Below are 16,834 nucleotides of genomic sequence, written 5' to 3'. Positions count from 1 at the left end.
GCGCGACTTCGGCACCTGCAGAACAGATACGCCCCGGAACGCCGGCCATCGGACCAGCGTCCCGGTTATCGGTCAACTTATTTCAGAAAGCCGTTCTTCTTCAGGAAGTCTTCGGCGACGGTCTTGGCCGGCTCGCCGCCAACCTGCACGCGGCCGTTCAGGTCCTGAAGCGTCTGGAGGTCGAGCTTCTCGAACACCGGCTTCAGCAGTTCCTCGATCTGCGGATTTTCCTTGAGCACCGCTTCGCGGATGATCGGCGTCGGCTGATAGACGGGCTGCACCGCCTTGTCGTCTTCGAGCACGACGAGGCCGGAAGGCGCGATGCCACCGTCGGTTCCGTAGACCATGGCCGCATTGGCGCCATTCGTCTGGTTCGCTGCAGCCGCAATCGTTGCCGCGGTATCACCGCCCGAGAGGGTGATGAGTTGGTCCTGCTTCAGGGTGAAGCCATAGGTCGTCTGGAAGGCCGGAAGGGCAGCGGCCGAATTCACGAACTCGGACGATGCGGCGAGCACGACCTTGCCGCCACCCGAAACATATTTGCCGAAATCGCTCAGCGTCTTCAGCTTGTTCTCATCCGCCACTTCCTTGCGAAGACCGATCGCCCAGGTGTTGTTGGCCGGAGACGGTGTCAGCCAGACGATCTTGTTCGCGTCGTAGTCGAGCTTCTTGGCGGTCTCGTAACCCTTGGCCGCGTCCTTCCACACCGGATCGTCAGCCTTTTCGAAGAAGAAGGCGGCGTTGCCGGTGTATTCCGGGTAGATGTCGATCTCGCCCGCGGTGATCGCCTTGCGCACGACCGGCGTCGCACCGAGCTGAACGCGGTCTACCGTCTTGATGTTGTTGGCGTTGAGCACAGCAAGGATGATGTTGCCGAGCACACCGCCCTCCGTGTCGATCTTCGAGGAAACGACCACGTCGGCGCTGGCCGCGGCTGCGGTCAACGTGAAGGCAAAGGCAGTTCCGATAAGCAGTCTGGTCAGGCGCATGGGATTCTCCTCGGATTTCGATCCCCAAGTTTGATCACGGAAAGTCCGCTGCGTCGGGGTAAGCCATTCCATATATGTCAGCCCCCGGCAAAAAATAGGGTTGCACGCTGAGACTGTGGCGGACGAAAAATTTCTTCCTCTACTAACATGATCGAAAGTCTGGATTATCGCATTCGGCGCGACCGAATAGTCGTTGCAATCGACCGCATTGTCGGCCACCTTGATCAAGGCCCGCCAGAACATCTGCGTTCACTCTTGGTTGCGATGCCGCTCGACCCAACCGCCCGGGGGCTGACGGAGGGTTCGCCCGGCGAAAGTTCGGGGATTTCATGTCGATCCATCTTCTCGCGCTGCTTATCGGCGTGGTTGCCGGCCTGCGAACCATGACTGCACCGGCGGCCGTCAGCATTGGCGCTGCGGCCGGTTGGTTACCACTTGACGGCACCTGGGCCGCCTTCATGGGCTTTCGGTTCACGCCCTACATCTTCGGCCTGCTGGCCCTCGTGGAGTTCGTGGGCGATCAATTGCCGAGCACGCCGAGCCGAAAGGTTCCGCAGCAGTTCGGCGCCCGCATCGTCAGCGGTGGCTTCTGTGGTGCCGTGCTTGGCGCCGCCGGAGGTGCTATGTTGGGCGGTCTGGTCGCCGGCGTCATCGGTGCAGTCATCGGAACGCTCGGCGGCTACGAAGCTCGCAAGCGCCTCGTTGCGGCCATCGGCGGCAAGGATCTGCCGATCGCCGTTGTCGAGGATGCTATCGCCGTTCTCCTCGCACTCTGGGTGGTGTCCTTAGTCTCATGACAAAACACTTCGACGCAATCATCATCGGCGCCGGCCAGGCCGGCCCTTCGCTCGCTGGCCGTCTGACAGCCGCGGGAAAGACCGTCGCCATCATCGAGCGCAAGTTCTTCGGCGGCACCTGCGTCAATACCGGCTGCATGCCGACCAAGGCGATGGTTGCAAGCGCCTACGCGGCCCATCTGGCGCGGCGAGGTGCGGATTATGGGGTCAGCACAGGCCCCATCTCCATCGATTTCGCCCGCGTCATGGCGCGCAAGGACACGGTGCGGTTCACGTCGCGCAAGAACGTTGAAAGCTGGCTGAAGGGCATGAAGAATTGCACTGTCTTCGAGGGCCATGCCCGCTTCGAAAGCCCGCATGAGGTCCGCCTGGGCGAAGACCTGCTTTCAGCCGATCAGATCTTTCTGAATGTCGGTGGGCGCGCCGCAACGCCGGATTTCCCTGGCGTCGAGGAGGTGCCCTATCTCAACAACGTCTCGATCATGGATCTCGACACCCTGCCCCGTCACTTGATCGTCGTCGGCGGCAGCTATATCGGGCTCGAATTCGCGCAGATGTTCCGCCGCTTCGGCTCGGAGGTGACCGTCATCGAGAAGGGGCCGCGGCTGATCGGCCGCGAGGATGCGGATGTTTCCGATGCAATTCTCGCGATCCTGGAAAAAGAAGGTATCGCGTTCCGGCTGAATGCCGAGTGCATCCGCTTCGCCAAACGGGGCGACGAAGTTGTCGCCGGAGTTGATTGCACGGCAGGCGCGCCTGAGATCGCGGGCTCCCATCTCTTGCTGGCGGCCGGACGTCGGCCGAACACCGACGATCTCGACCTGGATCGCGCCGGCGTCAAGACCGACACCCGCGGTTACATCGAAGTCGACGAGCGCCTCAGGACCAACGTGGCGCATATTTTCGCCATGGGCGACTGCAACGGCCGCGGCGCCTTCACCCACACCGCCTACAACGACTTCGAAATCGTCGCAGCAAACCTGCTCGATGGCGAGGCGCGAAAGGTCAGCGACCGGATCTCGACCTATGCTCTCTTCATCGATCCGCCGCTCGGCCGTGCCGGCATGACGGAAACCGAGGCGCGAAAGTCGGGGCGCAAATTGCTTATCGGCAGCAGACCGATGAGCCGCGTCGGCCGCGCCGTCGAGAAGGGCGAGACCGAGGGTTTCATGAAAGTGATCGTCGATGCCGACACCAAGGAAATCCTCGGCGCCTCGATCCTCGGCACCGGCGGCGACGAGGCGGTGCAGAGCATTCTCGACGTGATGTACGCCGCCAAGCCCTACACGACGATCACCCACGCGGTGCATATCCATCCGACCGTCGCGGAACTGATCCCGACCGTCTTCGGCGACTTGCACTCAAACGCCTGACGGTTGGCGCCATCGCGATTCAGACGAGCGCTGCGCGGGCGAGATGGTAGAAATACTTCGCCCCGCGCTCGAGGATTTCGTCGTTGAAATCGTAGCGGGTGGTGTGCAGACCACTGCTTTGACCGTTACCGATCAACACATAGGCGCCCGGGACCTTTTCCAGCAGGAAGGAAAAGTCCTCGCTGCCCATCAGCGGCTCGGGGAGGTCGACATAGGCGTCGGCGCCGAAGGTCTCGGCGATCACGGCGCGTGCGTCTTCGACCGCCTCCGCATCGTTGATCGTCGCGGGGTAGCCGACCTGCCAATCGAAGGTTGCTTCGGCATTGTAGCTCTGCGCCTGGAAGCGGGCGATCTGCTCCACACGCTCCTGCAACTGCTTGCGCACGGCAGGGTCGGTCGAGCGCATGCTGATCTCCAGCACCGCCGTATCGGGAATGATGTTCGAAGCGGAGCCCGACTGGAACGAACCGACCGTTACCACGGACGGCTGATGCGGCGAGACGTTGCGCGAGACCAGCGTCTGCAGCGCCATCACCACGCTTGAGCCGACGACAACGGGATCAACCGTCAGTTCCGGCTGGGCGCCGTGGCCGCCCTTGCCCCGGATCGTCAGCGTCAGCACGTCGATCGACGCCGCCATCGCACCTGGACGGCTTGAGAACTGGCCGACCGGCAGGCCCGGCCAGTTGTGCAGCGCATAGACCCGCTCGCAGGGGAAGCGCTCGAACAGGCCGTCCTCGATCATCAGCTTGCCGCCGCCAAAGTTTTCCTCGGCCGGCTGGAAGATCAGGTGGACCGTGCCGTTGAAACTCTCGTCCCTCGACAGCGCCCAGGCCGCACCGAGCAACATGCTCGTGTGGCCATCATGGCCGCAGGCATGCATCGCGCCCGGGTGCTTGCTCTGATAGGCAAGTCCGGTTTCTTCCTGCATCGGCAGCGCATCCATGTCGGCGCGAAAGCCGATGGCGCGGTTGCTGTTGCCACGCTTCAGCGTGGCGACGATGCCTGTCGTCGCCAGGCCGCGCGTCACCTCGAAGCCCCAGGATTGCAGCAATCCTGCGACAAACTCGGAGGTCTTCACCTCGGAAAGTCCGATCTCGGGCATCTCATGCAGCTTATGACGGATCTCGACGAGCTCGGGCAGGAATTCGGAAAAAGTGGCGTCGCGCATTTCGGCCTCCTCAAGCCATCTGCAGAAACTGGCGCAGCCGCGCCGATTGCGGATCGCGCATCACCTTTGATGGCGCGCCGCGTTCTTCCACCAGTCCCTTGTGGAGGAAGATCACCTCGCTGGAGATATCGCGGGCAAGTGACATCTCATGCGTGACCATCACCATGGTGCGCCCCTCTTCGGCGAGCTTCTTGATCACCAGCAACACCTCATTGACGAGTTCCGGGTCGAGCGCAGAGGTCGGCTCGTCGAAGAGCATAACCTCCGGCTTCATCGCCAACGCCCGGGCGATTGCGGCGCGCTGCTGCTGGCCGCCTGAGAGCTGGTTCGGGTAATGATCGCGCTTCGGGGTGATGCCGACCTTTTCCATCAGCAATTCGGCCTCGCCGATCGCATCCTTGCGCGCCATGCCGAGCACATGGATCGGCCCCTCGATGATGTTTTCGAGGATGGTCTTGTGGGACCAGAGATTGAAGCTCTGGAACACCATGCCAAGGCGGGTGCGGATATGTTCGAGCTGCCGCTTGTCGGCGGCGTGGAACTTGCCGTCCTTGCCCTTGACGGTGCGGATCACCTCGCCAGACACCGAAATCTCGCCCTCGTCGGGCGTCTCCAGATAGTTGATGCAGCGCAGCAACGTGCTTTTGCCCGAGCCGCTGCTGCCGATCAGCGAGATGACGTCGCCGGACTTTGCCTCGAAGGAGACGCCCTTGAGCACCTCGACGGACCCGAAGCTCTTGTGAATGTTCTTCACCGAAAGCGCTGTTGCGACCATGTTCGTTCCTCTTGCGCGCCGCGGCGCGCCTCCTCGTTATGCCTTCGCCGTGCGGTAGCGGGTGAGCCGCTTCTCGACGACGCCCATGACGCGCGTCAGGATGAAGACGACGGTGAAATAGATGATGCCGGCGGCGATCAGCGGTTCGAAGATCAACAGCGACTGGCGCTGCAGCATGCGGGCCGTGCCCATGACCTCGAGGATCGTGATCGTCGAGGCGAGCGACGTCGTCTTCAACAAGATGATCAGATCGCCCGTCAGCACCGGCAGGCAGGAGCGGAACGCCTGCGGCAAGGTGATGCGGGTCAGGATCATCGACGAGCGCATGCCGATCGATTTTGCCGCTTCGATCTGTCCGCGCGGGACCGCCTTGATCGCGCCACGGATGACCTCGGCATTGTAGGATGCCTGGTTGAGGCTGAGCGCGAAGATCGCGTACCACAGGCCATCACGCAGATAGGGCCAGAGGAAGCTGTGGCGCACCCAGGTGCCGGGCAGTACCTGCCCCAGGCCATAATAGATCAGATAGATCTGGACCAAGAGCGGTGTGCCGCGGAAGGCGAAGGTGAAGACATAGGCAGGAACCGAAAGCACGCGACGACCGGAAAGCCGGGCAAGCGCCACGAGCGTACCGATGACCAGTCCGAAGACGCCGGCGACCGCAGTCAAAAGCAGCGTCAGCGGGGTTGCCTTGATCAGCGCCGGCAGGAAACCGACGACGTTTGATATCGTTTCCATCAATGGTGCCCCCGGTTGAGGCGGCGCTCGATCTCGGCGATCGCCAGGACGGAAACGAGCGTGATCGCCAGGAACAGGATGGCCGTCAGCCCATAGAAGAAGATGTACTGCTTGGTGCCGGCCGCCGCCCGATACCCGGTGTAGAGCAGCTCGCTGAACGAGCCGAGCACGCTGATGATGGCGCTTTCCTTGGTGATCGACAGCCAGAGATTGCCCATGCCGGGCACGGCGTGGCGCATCATTTGCGGAAAGATGATGCGGGTGAAAACCTTGCGTCTCGGCATGCCGATCGAGACGGCTGCCTCGATCTGGCCAGGCGGCACGGAAAGAAAGGCGGAGCGCAGCACCTCGGTCATGAAGGCGCCGGAGACGAAAGCAAGCGCGATGATGGCCGCCCAGAAGGAACTGAACTGGAAGGTCTCGGCCACGAGACCGAAGTGTTTCAACAGCCGCTCCGCGCCGCTGGCGACCGAGAAATAGAGAAGCAGGATGACCAGCAGTTCGGGAAGAGAGCGGACGACGGTCGTGTAGATCTCGGCAAGGACGCGCGGAACGCGGTGCTTCGACAATTTGCCGGCAGCCCCCAGGAAGCCGAAGAGAACCGCAACCGCATAGGCGACCACGGAAACCTGCAAGGTCATGAGCAGGCCCCAGGCGAAATCATCGCCCCAGCCCTCGCCGCCCCAGGCAAGCAATTGCCAGTAATAGTCCATCCGTCGTTACCTGTTCCCGATATTCGTCAGCCCTACTGCATGTTTCCTTAAATCGACCTCGATTTAAGGACAAAGACATGCAGCAAATCAAAGTGCTACAGCGACCTTTGCGCGTCTCATAAGACGCGCGGCGCTGTAGAACGCCGCCCGTCCGGTCACGGCGGGCAAAGGTCGTCGTCACGGTGGCTGCAAGGGTGCCCCGGCGCTGCGGCCGGTTTGGCGAATGAGGGCGGCGGCGGGCCGAGACCGGGGCGCCGCCCTCAAGAACGTGCGCTTACTTCTTGCCGAAGATCCACTTGTCCACGAGCTTCTGTGTCGTGCCGTCCTTTTCGAGAACAGCGAGGGCGGCATTGACCTTGTCGAGGGTCGCAGCGTCACCCTTGCGCACGGCATAGGCGACGCCTTCGCCGAGCGTGACGTTCTTCGGCACCTCGACCTTGACCTCGTAGTCAGCGCCTTCCGGCGTCTTCAGGAAGGTCTGGATGTAGAGGTCAGGGATCAGCACGTAGTCGACGCGGCCGGCGATGAGGTCGGCAACCGAGTTGTCTGCCGTGTCGTAGCTCTTGGCTTCGGCACCGGTCAGGTACTTGGAGACATAGGCCGACTGCACGCTCGAGGTCTGCACGCCGATGATCTTGCCCTCGACATCAGCCGGATCGATGATCTTGCCGGAACCATCTGCTGCGTCGATCGTCTTGATCTCGCTCGTGTCAGCCTTGGCGCCGACGAAGGACGTGCCTTCGGTGTAATAGGGCGCCGAGAAGTCGACGACCTGACGACGCTCGTCGGTGATCGAGAAGGCGCCGATGATGAAGTCGACCTTGTTTTCCTTCAGCGACGGGATCAGTCCATCCCAGGCCATCTGGTTGATGTCGCACTTCACCGCCATCTTCTCGCACAGCGCACGGGAAAGGTCGGCTTCCAGACCCTCCCATTCGCCGCCGGCATTGACCTGGGTGAAGGGCATGTAGGGTTCCGGCGTCATGCCGAGCCGCAACGTATCCTCGGCAAATGCGCCGCCGGCAGCCATGGAAAGGGCGATCCCTGCGAACAGGGCGGTCTTCAACGTCTTCATAATGTTCCTCCTCGGGGATTGCGTCGGATCAGAGCGTGTTGCTGAACCAGCGCAGCGACATGCAGGAGAGACCTGCATCGATCTTGCCGATCTCCGTCGTCTTCATGGGCACGACCTTGTAGCCGAGCTTGTCGAGCATCTCGATCGTGCGCGGGAAATCGGAGCCGACCATGACGACGTCGTTGACGCGCAGCGCGTTGGCAGCAGGCTCTTCGCCTTCCGGAATGATCACCTGCTTGAAGCGCTCGAAGACACCGGACTTGGCGAGACGCGCGGTCGAAAGCACGGTCTCGTCGTCGAGCAGCGAGCAATCGGTCTTGAAGTGCAGCACGCCTTCCGGCGTCGCGACGATCTCGCTCTTGCGGCCGAGCTTCGCAAGGCAAGCCTGGAGGGCATCGGCGCCAACCTTGTTGGTGCGGGCGGAAAGGCCGATCATCACGCTTTCGCGAGTCGTCAGCACGTCGCCGCCATCAGCAAAGCCGTCACCCGGCAGGTCGAGCACCGTTTCGAACATTGCACGCAGCGTCGGTTCGATCTCGGGCGTTTCCTTGATGCGCGTTACGGCACCCGGGCGCAGGAGGATTGCGCCTTCGGTGAAGACGAGCGCCGGATCTTCAACGAAGATCGAATCCGGGAAGGCCTCGAGTGCCGGCAGAACCGTCACCTTTACGCCCGCGTCCTTCATCGCCGCGATATAGGCATCGTGCTCAGCCTTCACACCTTCGAAGGTGGGGTTGCCGCGATCATCGGCGCGCAGGCCGTTGACGACCGACTTCGACGGGGTGCGGACGATGATGTTGTTGAACTGGTAGACGGGGCGGGATTGCGACATTTCTAGTACCTTTGGCTTGGATGAGGTGCTTCTATCGATCGGACATGGCTGCGTAAAGCGGTTGCTTGTTCACGTTTTCCCGACGGGACAAGTGAACCCCTGCAAGCATGCAGCGGACGGATCCGCCGGCAAGCTCGATGGTCGGCACGTCGAAGGCGAGAACACGAGCGGACGCTTCGAGTGCCTTGATCTGATCGGAGCGGAGAGAGGCGAGCGCGCGCGCCGACATGACGACGACGCGGCCGTCCGCGCCGTCGAGCTCGATGGCATTGCCGGCGAAATTCTCGATCTGGTCGATCGTGAGATCGATCACCTGACGCCCGGTTTCCTCGAGACGGGCACAGATTTCCTGGCGGCGGGCGACATCGGGGATCATGCCCGTGCCGATCAGCGCAAACTCCGTCCCGATGCACATCAAAACGTTGGTGTGGTAGATCGAATTGCCGTGGCGATCGACCGCACCGAAGATCATCGGCTCGAAATTGAAGTGGGTGCAGAAGCGTTCCAGCGCCACTTCATTGGTGCGGTTGGAGCGGGCGGCGTAGGCAACGCGACCGATATGGTCGAGCACCATGGCGCCGGTGCCTTCGAGATAGACGCCGTCCTTTTCGAGACCGGAGTAATCGATCACGTCCTGAACGCGGTACTCGTTCTTCAGCATCTCGATGATGTCGGAGCGGCGTTCGCTCTGACGGCTTTCCGAATACATCGGATAGATCGCGACGTGCCCGCCGGAATGAGTCGAGAACCAGTTGTTCGGAAAGACGGAGTCGGGCCGCGTCGTCGTCTCATCCTCGAAGAGGTGGACTGCGACGCCGGCACCGGCGAGCCCATCAGCCATGCGGCTGACTTCGTCGTAAGCTGCCTTGGCGATCGCCGAGGCCTGGCGCGCGGTGTCGGTCGCCTGAAAGGCGTTATCCTCGGCCGTCATCGGGTTCGGGCCGAAATGATGCGGACGGATCATCACGACGCCCTTCGGCGCCTGTACGGACGGTCTTTTCATTTCAGGCAACGCTCCGCTCGGCAAAAGCGGCCGGCTGCTGCTTGAACAGGCCGTAGAGATCGCGCGGATGCTCCGGCTGCGTCGTCAGGTCGAGCTCGGTGTAGAACGCGGTGCCCTGGATCTTGTCGCGCAGGAAGCGCAGTGCCGAAAAGTCTTCCGTCGCGAAACCGACGGAATCGAAGATGGTGATCTGGCCGTTGCTGCGGCGGCCTTCGGCCTCGCCGGCGATGACCTGCCAGAGTTCGGTGACCGGGAAATCCGGCGCCATCTGCTGGATCTCGCCCTCGATGCGGGTCTGCTCCGGATATTCGACGAAGACATCGGCACGGCGCAGGATGTCGCCCTGCAGTTCCGTCTTGCCGGGGCAATCGCCGCCGACGGCGTTGATATGCACGCCGGCGCCGACCATGTTGTCGGAAAGGATCGTGGCGTTGCGCTTGTCGGCCGTCACCGTCGTGATGATGTCGGCGCCGGCAACCGCCTCCTCCGCCGTCGACGCGACGACAATGTCGAAATCCATATCGTCGAGGTTGCTGCAGAACTTGTCAGCGGCTTCGGCGTCGATGTCGAAGACCTGCAGGCGCTTGACGCCGAGTAGAGCGCGGAAGGCCAGCGCCTGGAACTCGGACTGGGCGCCGAGGCCGATGATCGCCATCGAGCGGGCGTCCGGACGAGCGAGATACTTTGCGGCAAGCGCAGAGGTCGCGGCGGTCCTCAGGCCCGTCATGATCGTCATCTCGGAGACGAGGCAAGGATAACCGGTGCTGACGTCGGAAAGGACGCCGAAGGCGGTGACCGTCTGCAGGCCGACATTCGGGTTCTTCGGGTGACCGTTGACGTATTTGAAGCCGTAGTGCTCGCCATCCGAGGTCGGCATCAATTCGATGACGCCGGTCTTGGAATGGCTTGCGAGCCGCGGGGTTTTCTCGAATGCGTTCCATCGGCGGAAATCATCTTCGATATATTCCGCAAGACCCAAAAGGAACGTCTCGATGCCGATCGATTTGACCAGCTCGATTACGTTGCCGACACCGACATACTGAACCACGTTACCACTCCATCGGAGAAATTCGATGAAGTCAGCCTAGGCAGGCAAGAAGTGAGTTGAAATTTTAAACTTGCCCAAAATTGAGGAGCATATTGAGCAATTTGCACAATCGTAATATGCAATATTCATGCATATCTTCGACGACCTCGATCACCAGCTCATCTCGCTCTTGCGAGAAGATGGCCGCGCGCCCTACTCCAAGATCGCGGCGGTGCTCGGCATCTCCAGGGCGACGGTGCAGACGCGGATCGACCGTCTGCTCGAAAGCGGTGCCGTGCTCGGCTTCACGCTGCGCGTGCGGCAGGATTACGACGATCGCGCCATCCGTGCGATCATGATGATCGAGGTTAGCGGCCGCAACACCACCAAGGTTATCAGGTACCTGCGCGGCCTGCCCGAGCTTTACGCCCTCCATACGACCAACGGCGGCTGGGATCTGGTCGCCGAAATCCGCGCCAACAGCCTCAGCGATTTCGACCGCATCCTGCGCGAAGTGCGCGACGTCGACGGCGTGTCGAACAGCGAAACGAGCATTTTGCTCAGCACCGTCTGATTCCCCATCATCACAAGCGCATCAAGAATGCGCCCTTCAAGACAGGCAAGCCCGTGAGCCATATCCCCCAGATCGACTACGAAACCGCCTCCGACGAGATCCGCGCCGCCCATGACGAAGAAATACGCGTGCGTGGACGCATGACCAACATGAAGCGCACGCTGCTGCATTCGCCGGTTGCGCACCGGATCTATGCGGAATGGTTCGCTTTGCGCGAGGAACTGCGTCCAGCGCTTGACGATCGGGCGATCTGGTTTCTTTCGCACGCGATTTCCGAGGCCATGCGCTCGCCGATCGCCATGGGCTTCTTCCGCCGTGCCTTCGCCAATGCCGGCATCGACTTCCACAGCGTTATACCCACGGAAGACGAACAGCGGTTGATCGCCTTCGGGCGCGCGATCGTCGCCGATAGCAATGCCGTTCCGGAGGAAATCTGGGCTGGGCTGAAGGCGCGCTACGATGCCAAGGCGCTCGTCGACCTCGTCGCCTTTTCAGGCATCATGGTGGCAACTGCGCTCTTCAACAATGTCGTCGAGGTGGAGTTCGACAAGGAGCTCGAACCCTTCGTCGATTGAGCGACGCGCCTGAACGAGCTCCGGGATCCTTCATTATCTGCCGCGCAATCGCGCCCCCCTCGCCTCCACACACTTGACTCCATTAAGTTGCGTGTATATACACACATTATGTCTCGTTGCTACTGTGCCCTCTTACGCAAAGCCACTCGGAGAGTGACATCGCTCTATGACGATGCACTTCAGCCGATCGGCATCAACCTCGCCCAATTCAGTTTGCTTCGGCACATCGAGCGCGATGAACCGATCTCGATGACCGAACTTGGCCGCAAGATCGAACTCGAGCGCTCAACGGTCAGCCGCAACGTCAAGGTGCTGGAGGGAATGGGGCTGGTCGAAACCGGGAGCGGAAAGGATCAGAGGGAGGCCGTTGTCGAGCTCACCGAAAACGGCCGACGGATCCTCGAAGACGGTGCGCCGCTTTGGCAGGGCGCACAGGACCGGATCGAGGCGCAACTGGGGACGGATGCCGCCGCGCAACTGAAGGAACTGCTGCAAACGCTGTAAGCGACGCCGCCCGTCAGGCGACAGCGGCAGACGGATACCAGAGCATCCCGCTCTTTAGATTGGATCATTTGAAGCGGAAAGATGCTTTCGAATCAAAAACCTAGAGCATCCTTTGTGCGTTCACCTGAACGCGCGGCGCTCTAATCCCAAAATGCGAAACGCGCTCTGTAAGCCCGCGCGCCGCTTTCGCAACCCGAAAAAACGGACGAAAGGAAATCGACGATGCTCGGTCCGGCGCTCGCGCGTTACCTTGCCAAACGCAACATCCACTACGGCTGGGCGATGGCCGCCGTCACCTTCCTCGTCATGTTGTCGACCGCCGGCGCCATGGGCTCGGCGGGCGTGCTGATCAAACCGCTTGAGACCGAATTCGGCTGGTCCAATGCTGAGATTTCGATGGCGCTGGCGATCCGCCTCTGCCTCTTCGGCCTGCTTGGGCCCTTCGCCGCCTCGTTCATGAATCACTTCGGCGTCCGCCAGGTCGTCTCCGCGGCACTGGTCCTGATCCTCTCGGGCATCGCCGCCTCCTTCTACATGACCGAACTCTGGCATCTCGTCGCGCTCTGGGGCGTGGTTCTGGGCATTGGCACCGGCATGACGGCCCTGGTTCTCGGCGCAACGGTCGCGACACGCTGGTTCGACAAGCGACGCGGCCTCGTGGTCGGGCTGATGACCGCGAGCAATGCCACCGGCCAGCTGGTGTTCCTGCCCCTGCTCGCATCGCTGACCGAAACGATCGGCTGGCGGTCAGCCTTGACGCTCGTCATCATCGTTCTCGCCGGTGCCTTCACCCTGGTGCTTTTGTTCATGCAGGACCGGCCAAGCGATCTTGGTCTTGCACCCTTCGGCACCAAGCAGGTCGTCCCGGCCCCGCCCAAGGCAAAAAGCTTCGGCGCCCTGCTGATGGCTCCGATCAGGGCACTCGCCGATGCCGCGAAGACCAACACCTTCTGGGTGCTGTTCGCCACCTTCTTCGTCTGTGGGTTCAGCACCAACGGCCTGATCCAGACCCATTGGGTTTCAATCTGCGGCGACGTCGGCATAGCCGCCGTGGGTGCTGCCGGCTTCCTGGCGCTGATTGGCGTGTTCGATCTCATCGGCACTGTCGGCTCAGGCTGGCTTTCCGACCGCTATGACAATCGCTGGCTGCTGTTCTGGTTCTACGGCCTGCGCGGCCTGTCGCTGATGTTCCTGCCGTTCAGCGGCTTCAACATCTACACGTTGTCGATCTTCGCGATTTTCTACGGCCTGGACTGGGTCGCCACGGTGCCACCGACCGTGAAACTCGCGGCTGAACGCTTCGGCCCGGAACGCGCCGGCCTCGTCTTCGGCTGGATCTTCGCCGGCCACCAGCTTGGTGCCGCAAGTGCCGCCTTCCTCGCGGGGGCAAGCCGGACGTCGCTCGAAACCTACACGCCGGCCCTGCTTGCCGCCGGGATGCTCTGCGTTGTCGCCGCCCTGCTGGTGCTGACCATCGGCCGGCGCCAGACGGAAGCACTGGCACCGCAGCCTGCTTAGGCCGCACTTAAATCACTAATCTGTGGCCGGCTTTGGATGGCAGCCGGCCATAGCCCGAATAGCTCGCCTCAAGAACTGAAGCGCGTCACGAATTCCGGATTGCCGCGGATCGTGTTGCTGACGGTGCAGATCTCGTTTTCGGCCGCCTCCGCGATCGCATGGCGGACCGCGTCGTCGAAATCGCCCTTGATGTCAAAGACGATGTTGAATGTTGCGACACGCGAAGGCTCGTCATGCGCCTTTTCGCCGGTCACTTGGGCGCTCACTTCCGTCAACCGGTCGAGCACGCCGTAGCGGCTGGCGGCGATGCGGGCGCTGAGCACCAGGCAGCTTGCAAGCGACGCGTAGAGCAGATCGAGCGGGCCGTAGCCGGGCTGCGACGGGCCGGTAACGATATCGAGCTCACCCCCTGTCACCGAGGTCACATGCGGAAAGCCGGTCCTGCCGACGACAGCCGTCGCACCGGTTTCACGCGTTCTCACCTTCACATCCGCCATCGCTACTGACCTTCCCTCTGCTTCCTATTCGACCGGCGCTTACCGGTGCCGAAAAACATGTCGCCCCGGGCCGTTTCCGGTCCAGGGCGTTGATATGTGCGCCTTTGAAGATCGGCGCAAGAGCAGCGTCGGCTCAGTTCTTCTTCACCAGGCGGTAGAAGACGAAGTCCGAAGTGGCGCCGTTGACGTAGCCTTCGACCTTGTCCTTCATCGCGACCTGGGTCGCGGCCTGGAACATGATCACGATCGGCGACTTTTCCTGCACCTTATGCTGCAGGTCGACATAAAGCGCATCACGCTTGGCCGGATCGGCTTCCTTGAGCGCTGCCTTGGTCGCTTCGTTCAGCTCGGCCGGCACGGCCCAACCGTTACGCCAGGTGGTCGTCGACTGATACTTGTCGTCGGCGTTGTCCTCGTTATAGGCGAAGGCCTTGGCGTTCGAATGCGGGTCCATGAAGTCCGGACCCCAGTAAAGCAGCATGGCTTCGTGGGTGCGCGCACGGTACTTGGTGATGACCTGGCTGCCGGTGCCCGGGATGATTTCGAAGTTGATGCCGGCTTCGGCGAAGGACGCCTGCAGCGACTGCGCCATGTCGGTGAACGGCGTGGAGTTGATGACGTCGAGTGTCACCTTGATCGGCGTCTTGATGCCGGCATCGGCGAGGATCTTCTTCGCCTTTTCAACGTCGTAGCTGTAGGGCGTCTCATCGAGAGAGCCGGGGAAGCCCTTCGGCCAGAAGGCCTGGTGCACTTCCATCTGGCCCTTGAGGAAGCTGTCAGTCATGCCCTTGTAATCGACGAGGTAACGCGCGGCTTCCCAGACGGCTTCCGGCTGCAGCGCCGTGTTCTTCTGGTTGAACGACAGGAAGTGAACAGCCGCCTGCGGATAGGATTCGACCTTCATGCCGCTCTTGCCCTGAAGGCCCGACACCTGGTCCGGCGTCAGGTTCTTCGCCATGTCGACGTCGCCGGTCTCAAGCAGAAGCTGCTGGGTGGCGGCTTCGGCCACGTGGCGGATGATGACGCCCTTGATGGCCGGAGCGCCGCCGAAATAGCTTGGGTTGGCCTGGAGGTTCAGGAGTTCGCCGGCGCGGAACGCCTTCAACACGAACGGACCGGTACCGGCCGAATTGGCCTTCAGCCAGGCATTGCCGAAGTCGCCGTTGGCTTCGTTGGCCTTGACCGTTTCCGCGTCGACGACCGAGGCCGGGCGGGCGGCGAGCACGTTCAGAACGAAGGCCGAGGAGAAGTCACCCTCGTACTTGATCGTGACCTTGTTGCCGTCGGCGGTCACCATCTTGTCGATATTGTCAGGCGTCCAGCCGAGCTGCGTCAGGATGAAGGCCGGGGCCTTGTTGAGAACGACGACGCGCTTGAAGGAATAGACGACGTCTTCGCCGCGCAACGGATTGCCGGAGGAGAAGGTAACGCCATCGCGCAGCGTGAAGGTGATCGTCTTGGCGGCATCGTCGGCGGTCCATTCAGATGCAAGGCCCGGCGCCAGCTTCTTCACGTCGGGCGCATCATATTGCACCAGGCGGTCATAGGTCTGCGTCACGTATTCGCCGGAGGAAAACTCATAGGCCTCGGCCGGGTCGATGCTGACGATGTCGTCGATATTCTGGGCAACGACCAGCACTTCGGCCGGCGTTTCGGCGAGCGCCGCCGGCGCTACGCTCAGCATCAGGGACGCCGCGAAGACCGCGGCCTTGAACATTCTCATCATCATTCTCCTATTTTCGATGAGGCTTGGTTTTCGTCATTGCCGGCTTCAGCGCCGATTTCGGCGCGCCGGTCTCGTTGGATTGGGATGCGCGCAAACGGAAGAGCGGCAAGGTGCCCGTCCAGATCAGCCGCACGGGCGTGTCGGTCCTGTTCCACCAGTAGTGAGGCTGGATGCCACGGAAATGCAGGCCGTCTCCGACGGAAAGCGTCGTCTCGTCGCCATCGAGCCCGAACAGGATTTCCCCTTCGAGGATGTAGACGAGCTCCTCGCCCTCATGGCTGAAGACCTCGGAGCGGTGCCCGGGCGGTATCGTGATGACGAAGCTCGAAAGCTGATTGCCGGCGAAGTCCGCGCCAATGCGCTCGTAGGAAACCGGCGAACCGCCGACGGAAAACACCATGCGCCCCTCGGCGCGCGAGAGGCCGGTATCGATCGCTGGCGCCAGGATGAAATGGTTGAGTTCGGCGCCGAGCCCTTGCGCGATCTGCGCGAGCGTGCCGAGCGAGGGCATGGCGAGATCGCGTTCGATCTGGCTGAGATAGCCGACGGAAACGCCCGCCGCATCGCTCAGTTCCTGCAGCGTCATATGCATCTGCCGCCGACGCGCGCGCACCAGCGCGCCGATCTTCGGTTGTCCTGCCCCGGCACTTTTCCCGGACGTGGCTTCGTCATCCGACGGACCGCTCACGTTTCCCTCCCTGTTGCGATGACTGGCCGGATCGACCCAGTCATGAACGCGCTCGCCTCTTATGCGCTGGAGCGACACGCGGGCGGAAAACCGCACACTTTTTCCTCATGTCGCTCCAGTAAAATTTTTTTGATTTAAGCAAACTTATTTATATACTCCAAGCGATTTTTTGCGCTATCGACAAGTGAGACCGCAAGCGAAGAGGGATGGAATCGCCACGTGGCAAACGACAGCACGACACCAGCAGCGCCTGTACGCC

At 61.8% G+C, this 16,834-nt stretch carries 18 protein-coding genes; 6 read left to right on the top strand and 12 right to left on the bottom strand.

Annotation, left to right across the window (positions count from 1 at the left end; translation table 11 throughout):
• Positions 1-77: 77 nt before the first annotated feature.
• Positions 78-989 carry a glycine betaine ABC transporter substrate-binding protein OsmF gene (osmF, locus tag ACQ5BM_RS12720; RefSeq protein ID WP_173518625.1) on the bottom strand — a complete coding sequence of 304 codons (912 nt, stop codon included), beginning with the start codon at positions 987-989 and terminating at the stop codon, positions 78-80.
• 329 nt (positions 990-1,318) lie between these two features.
• On the opposite strand from osmF, the gene ACQ5BM_RS12715 reads away from it, so the two are divergent.
• Complete coding sequence (locus ACQ5BM_RS12715) at positions 1,319-1,786, top strand: DUF4126 domain-containing protein (protein WP_429811414.1); 468 nt, start codon at positions 1,319-1,321, stop codon at positions 1,784-1,786.
• Positions 1,783-3,159, top strand: a complete 1,377-nt coding sequence (locus ACQ5BM_RS12710; RefSeq protein ID WP_429811412.1) for an FAD-containing oxidoreductase — start codon at positions 1,783-1,785, stop codon at positions 3,157-3,159. Before ACQ5BM_RS12715 ends, ACQ5BM_RS12710 begins: the two co-directional genes overlap by 4 nt.
• A 19-nt stretch (positions 3,160-3,178) precedes the next feature.
• On the opposite strand, the gene ACQ5BM_RS12705 is transcribed toward ACQ5BM_RS12710, so the two are convergent.
• From ACQ5BM_RS12705 to ACQ5BM_RS12670, 8 genes are all read right to left on the bottom strand, one after another.
• A complete protein-coding gene (locus ACQ5BM_RS12705) occupies positions 3,179-4,330 on the bottom strand; it encodes a M20 aminoacylase family protein (RefSeq protein ID WP_429811410.1) in 1,152 nt (383 codons plus the stop codon).
• Between the two features lie 10 nt (positions 4,331-4,340).
• The gene (locus ACQ5BM_RS12700; protein WP_429811408.1) at positions 4,341-5,105 is read right to left on the bottom strand and encodes an ABC transporter ATP-binding protein; all 765 of its coding nucleotides are present in this window, start codon (positions 5,103-5,105) and stop codon (positions 4,341-4,343) included.
• Positions 5,106-5,141: 36 nt separating this feature from the next.
• Positions 5,142-5,843 (bottom strand): ABC transporter permease, encoded by a 702-nt coding sequence (locus tag ACQ5BM_RS12695; RefSeq protein ID WP_334198142.1) that lies wholly within the window; start codon positions 5,841-5,843, stop codon positions 5,142-5,144.
• Complete coding sequence (locus tag ACQ5BM_RS12690) at positions 5,843-6,556, bottom strand: ABC transporter permease (RefSeq protein WP_429811406.1); 714 nt, start codon at positions 6,554-6,556, stop codon at positions 5,843-5,845. The genes ACQ5BM_RS12695 and ACQ5BM_RS12690 overlap by 1 nt, the downstream gene beginning before the upstream one ends.
• 274 nt (positions 6,557-6,830) lie before the next feature.
• Positions 6,831-7,631 carry a transporter substrate-binding domain-containing protein gene (locus ACQ5BM_RS12685; RefSeq protein ID WP_429811404.1) on the bottom strand — a complete coding sequence of 267 codons (801 nt, stop codon included), beginning with the start codon at positions 7,629-7,631 and terminating at the stop codon, positions 6,831-6,833.
• A gap of 28 nt (positions 7,632-7,659) precedes the next feature.
• Positions 7,660-8,463 carry a dimethylarginine dimethylaminohydrolase family protein gene (locus ACQ5BM_RS12680; RefSeq protein ID WP_429811402.1) on the bottom strand — a complete coding sequence of 268 codons (804 nt, stop codon included), beginning with the start codon at positions 8,461-8,463 and terminating at the stop codon, positions 7,660-7,662.
• Positions 8,464-8,494: 31 nt separating this feature from the next.
• Positions 8,495-9,466 (bottom strand): citrulline utilization hydrolase CtlX, encoded by a 972-nt coding sequence (gene ctlX, locus ACQ5BM_RS12675; protein ID WP_429811400.1) that lies wholly within the window; start codon positions 9,464-9,466, stop codon positions 8,495-8,497.
• A gap of 1 nt (position 9,467) precedes the next feature.
• Positions 9,468-10,541, bottom strand: a complete 1,074-nt coding sequence (locus ACQ5BM_RS12670) for an ornithine cyclodeaminase (RefSeq protein ID WP_429812021.1) — start codon at positions 10,539-10,541, stop codon at positions 9,468-9,470.
• Positions 10,542-10,641: 100 nt separating this feature from the next.
• Between ACQ5BM_RS12670 and ACQ5BM_RS12665 the strand changes: the two genes are divergently transcribed.
• The 4 genes from ACQ5BM_RS12665 to ACQ5BM_RS12650 all read left to right on the top strand — a co-directional run bounded on the left by ACQ5BM_RS12665 (position 10,642) and on the right by ACQ5BM_RS12650 (position 13,664).
• Positions 10,642-11,067, top strand: coding sequence for an Lrp/AsnC family transcriptional regulator (locus ACQ5BM_RS12665; protein WP_429811398.1), 426 nt, complete (start codon positions 10,642-10,644; stop codon positions 11,065-11,067).
• 53 nt (positions 11,068-11,120) lie between these two features.
• On the top strand, positions 11,121-11,642 hold the full coding sequence (locus ACQ5BM_RS12660) for a hypothetical protein (RefSeq protein WP_429811396.1): 522 nt from the start codon (positions 11,121-11,123) through the stop codon (positions 11,640-11,642).
• Between the two features lie 108 nt (positions 11,643-11,750).
• Positions 11,751-12,146: a MarR family winged helix-turn-helix transcriptional regulator gene (locus ACQ5BM_RS12655; protein WP_429811394.1), complete on the top strand. Its 396-nt coding sequence runs from the start codon at positions 11,751-11,753 to the stop codon at positions 12,144-12,146.
• Between the two features lie 222 nt (positions 12,147-12,368).
• The gene (locus tag ACQ5BM_RS12650; RefSeq protein ID WP_429811392.1) at positions 12,369-13,664 is read left to right on the top strand and encodes an MFS transporter; all 1,296 of its coding nucleotides are present in this window, start codon (positions 12,369-12,371) and stop codon (positions 13,662-13,664) included.
• 68 nt (positions 13,665-13,732) lie between these two features.
• On the opposite strand, the gene ACQ5BM_RS12645 is transcribed toward ACQ5BM_RS12650, so the two are convergent.
• The 3 genes from ACQ5BM_RS12645 to ACQ5BM_RS12635 form a co-directional block, all read right to left on the bottom strand.
• Positions 13,733-14,161 (bottom strand): OsmC family protein, encoded by a 429-nt coding sequence (locus ACQ5BM_RS12645; RefSeq protein WP_429811390.1) that lies wholly within the window; start codon positions 14,159-14,161, stop codon positions 13,733-13,735.
• Between the two features lie 133 nt (positions 14,162-14,294).
• On the bottom strand, positions 14,295-15,884 hold the full coding sequence (locus tag ACQ5BM_RS12640; RefSeq protein ID WP_429811388.1) for an ABC transporter substrate-binding protein: 1,590 nt from the start codon (positions 15,882-15,884) through the stop codon (positions 14,295-14,297).
• A gap of 10 nt (positions 15,885-15,894) precedes the next feature.
• Complete coding sequence (locus ACQ5BM_RS12635) at positions 15,895-16,575, bottom strand: helix-turn-helix domain-containing protein (protein WP_429811386.1); 681 nt, start codon at positions 16,573-16,575, stop codon at positions 15,895-15,897.
• Between the last annotated feature and the right edge of the window lie 259 nt (positions 16,576-16,834).

It is taken from the genome of Ensifer sp. B1-9 (genome assembly GCF_050474445.1).
Taxonomy (GTDB): domain Bacteria; phylum Pseudomonadota; class Alphaproteobacteria; order Rhizobiales; family Rhizobiaceae; genus Ensifer.
The sequence above is the reverse complement of the archived record's forward strand: the minus strand, read 5'-3'. Positions and strand labels throughout refer to the sequence as shown.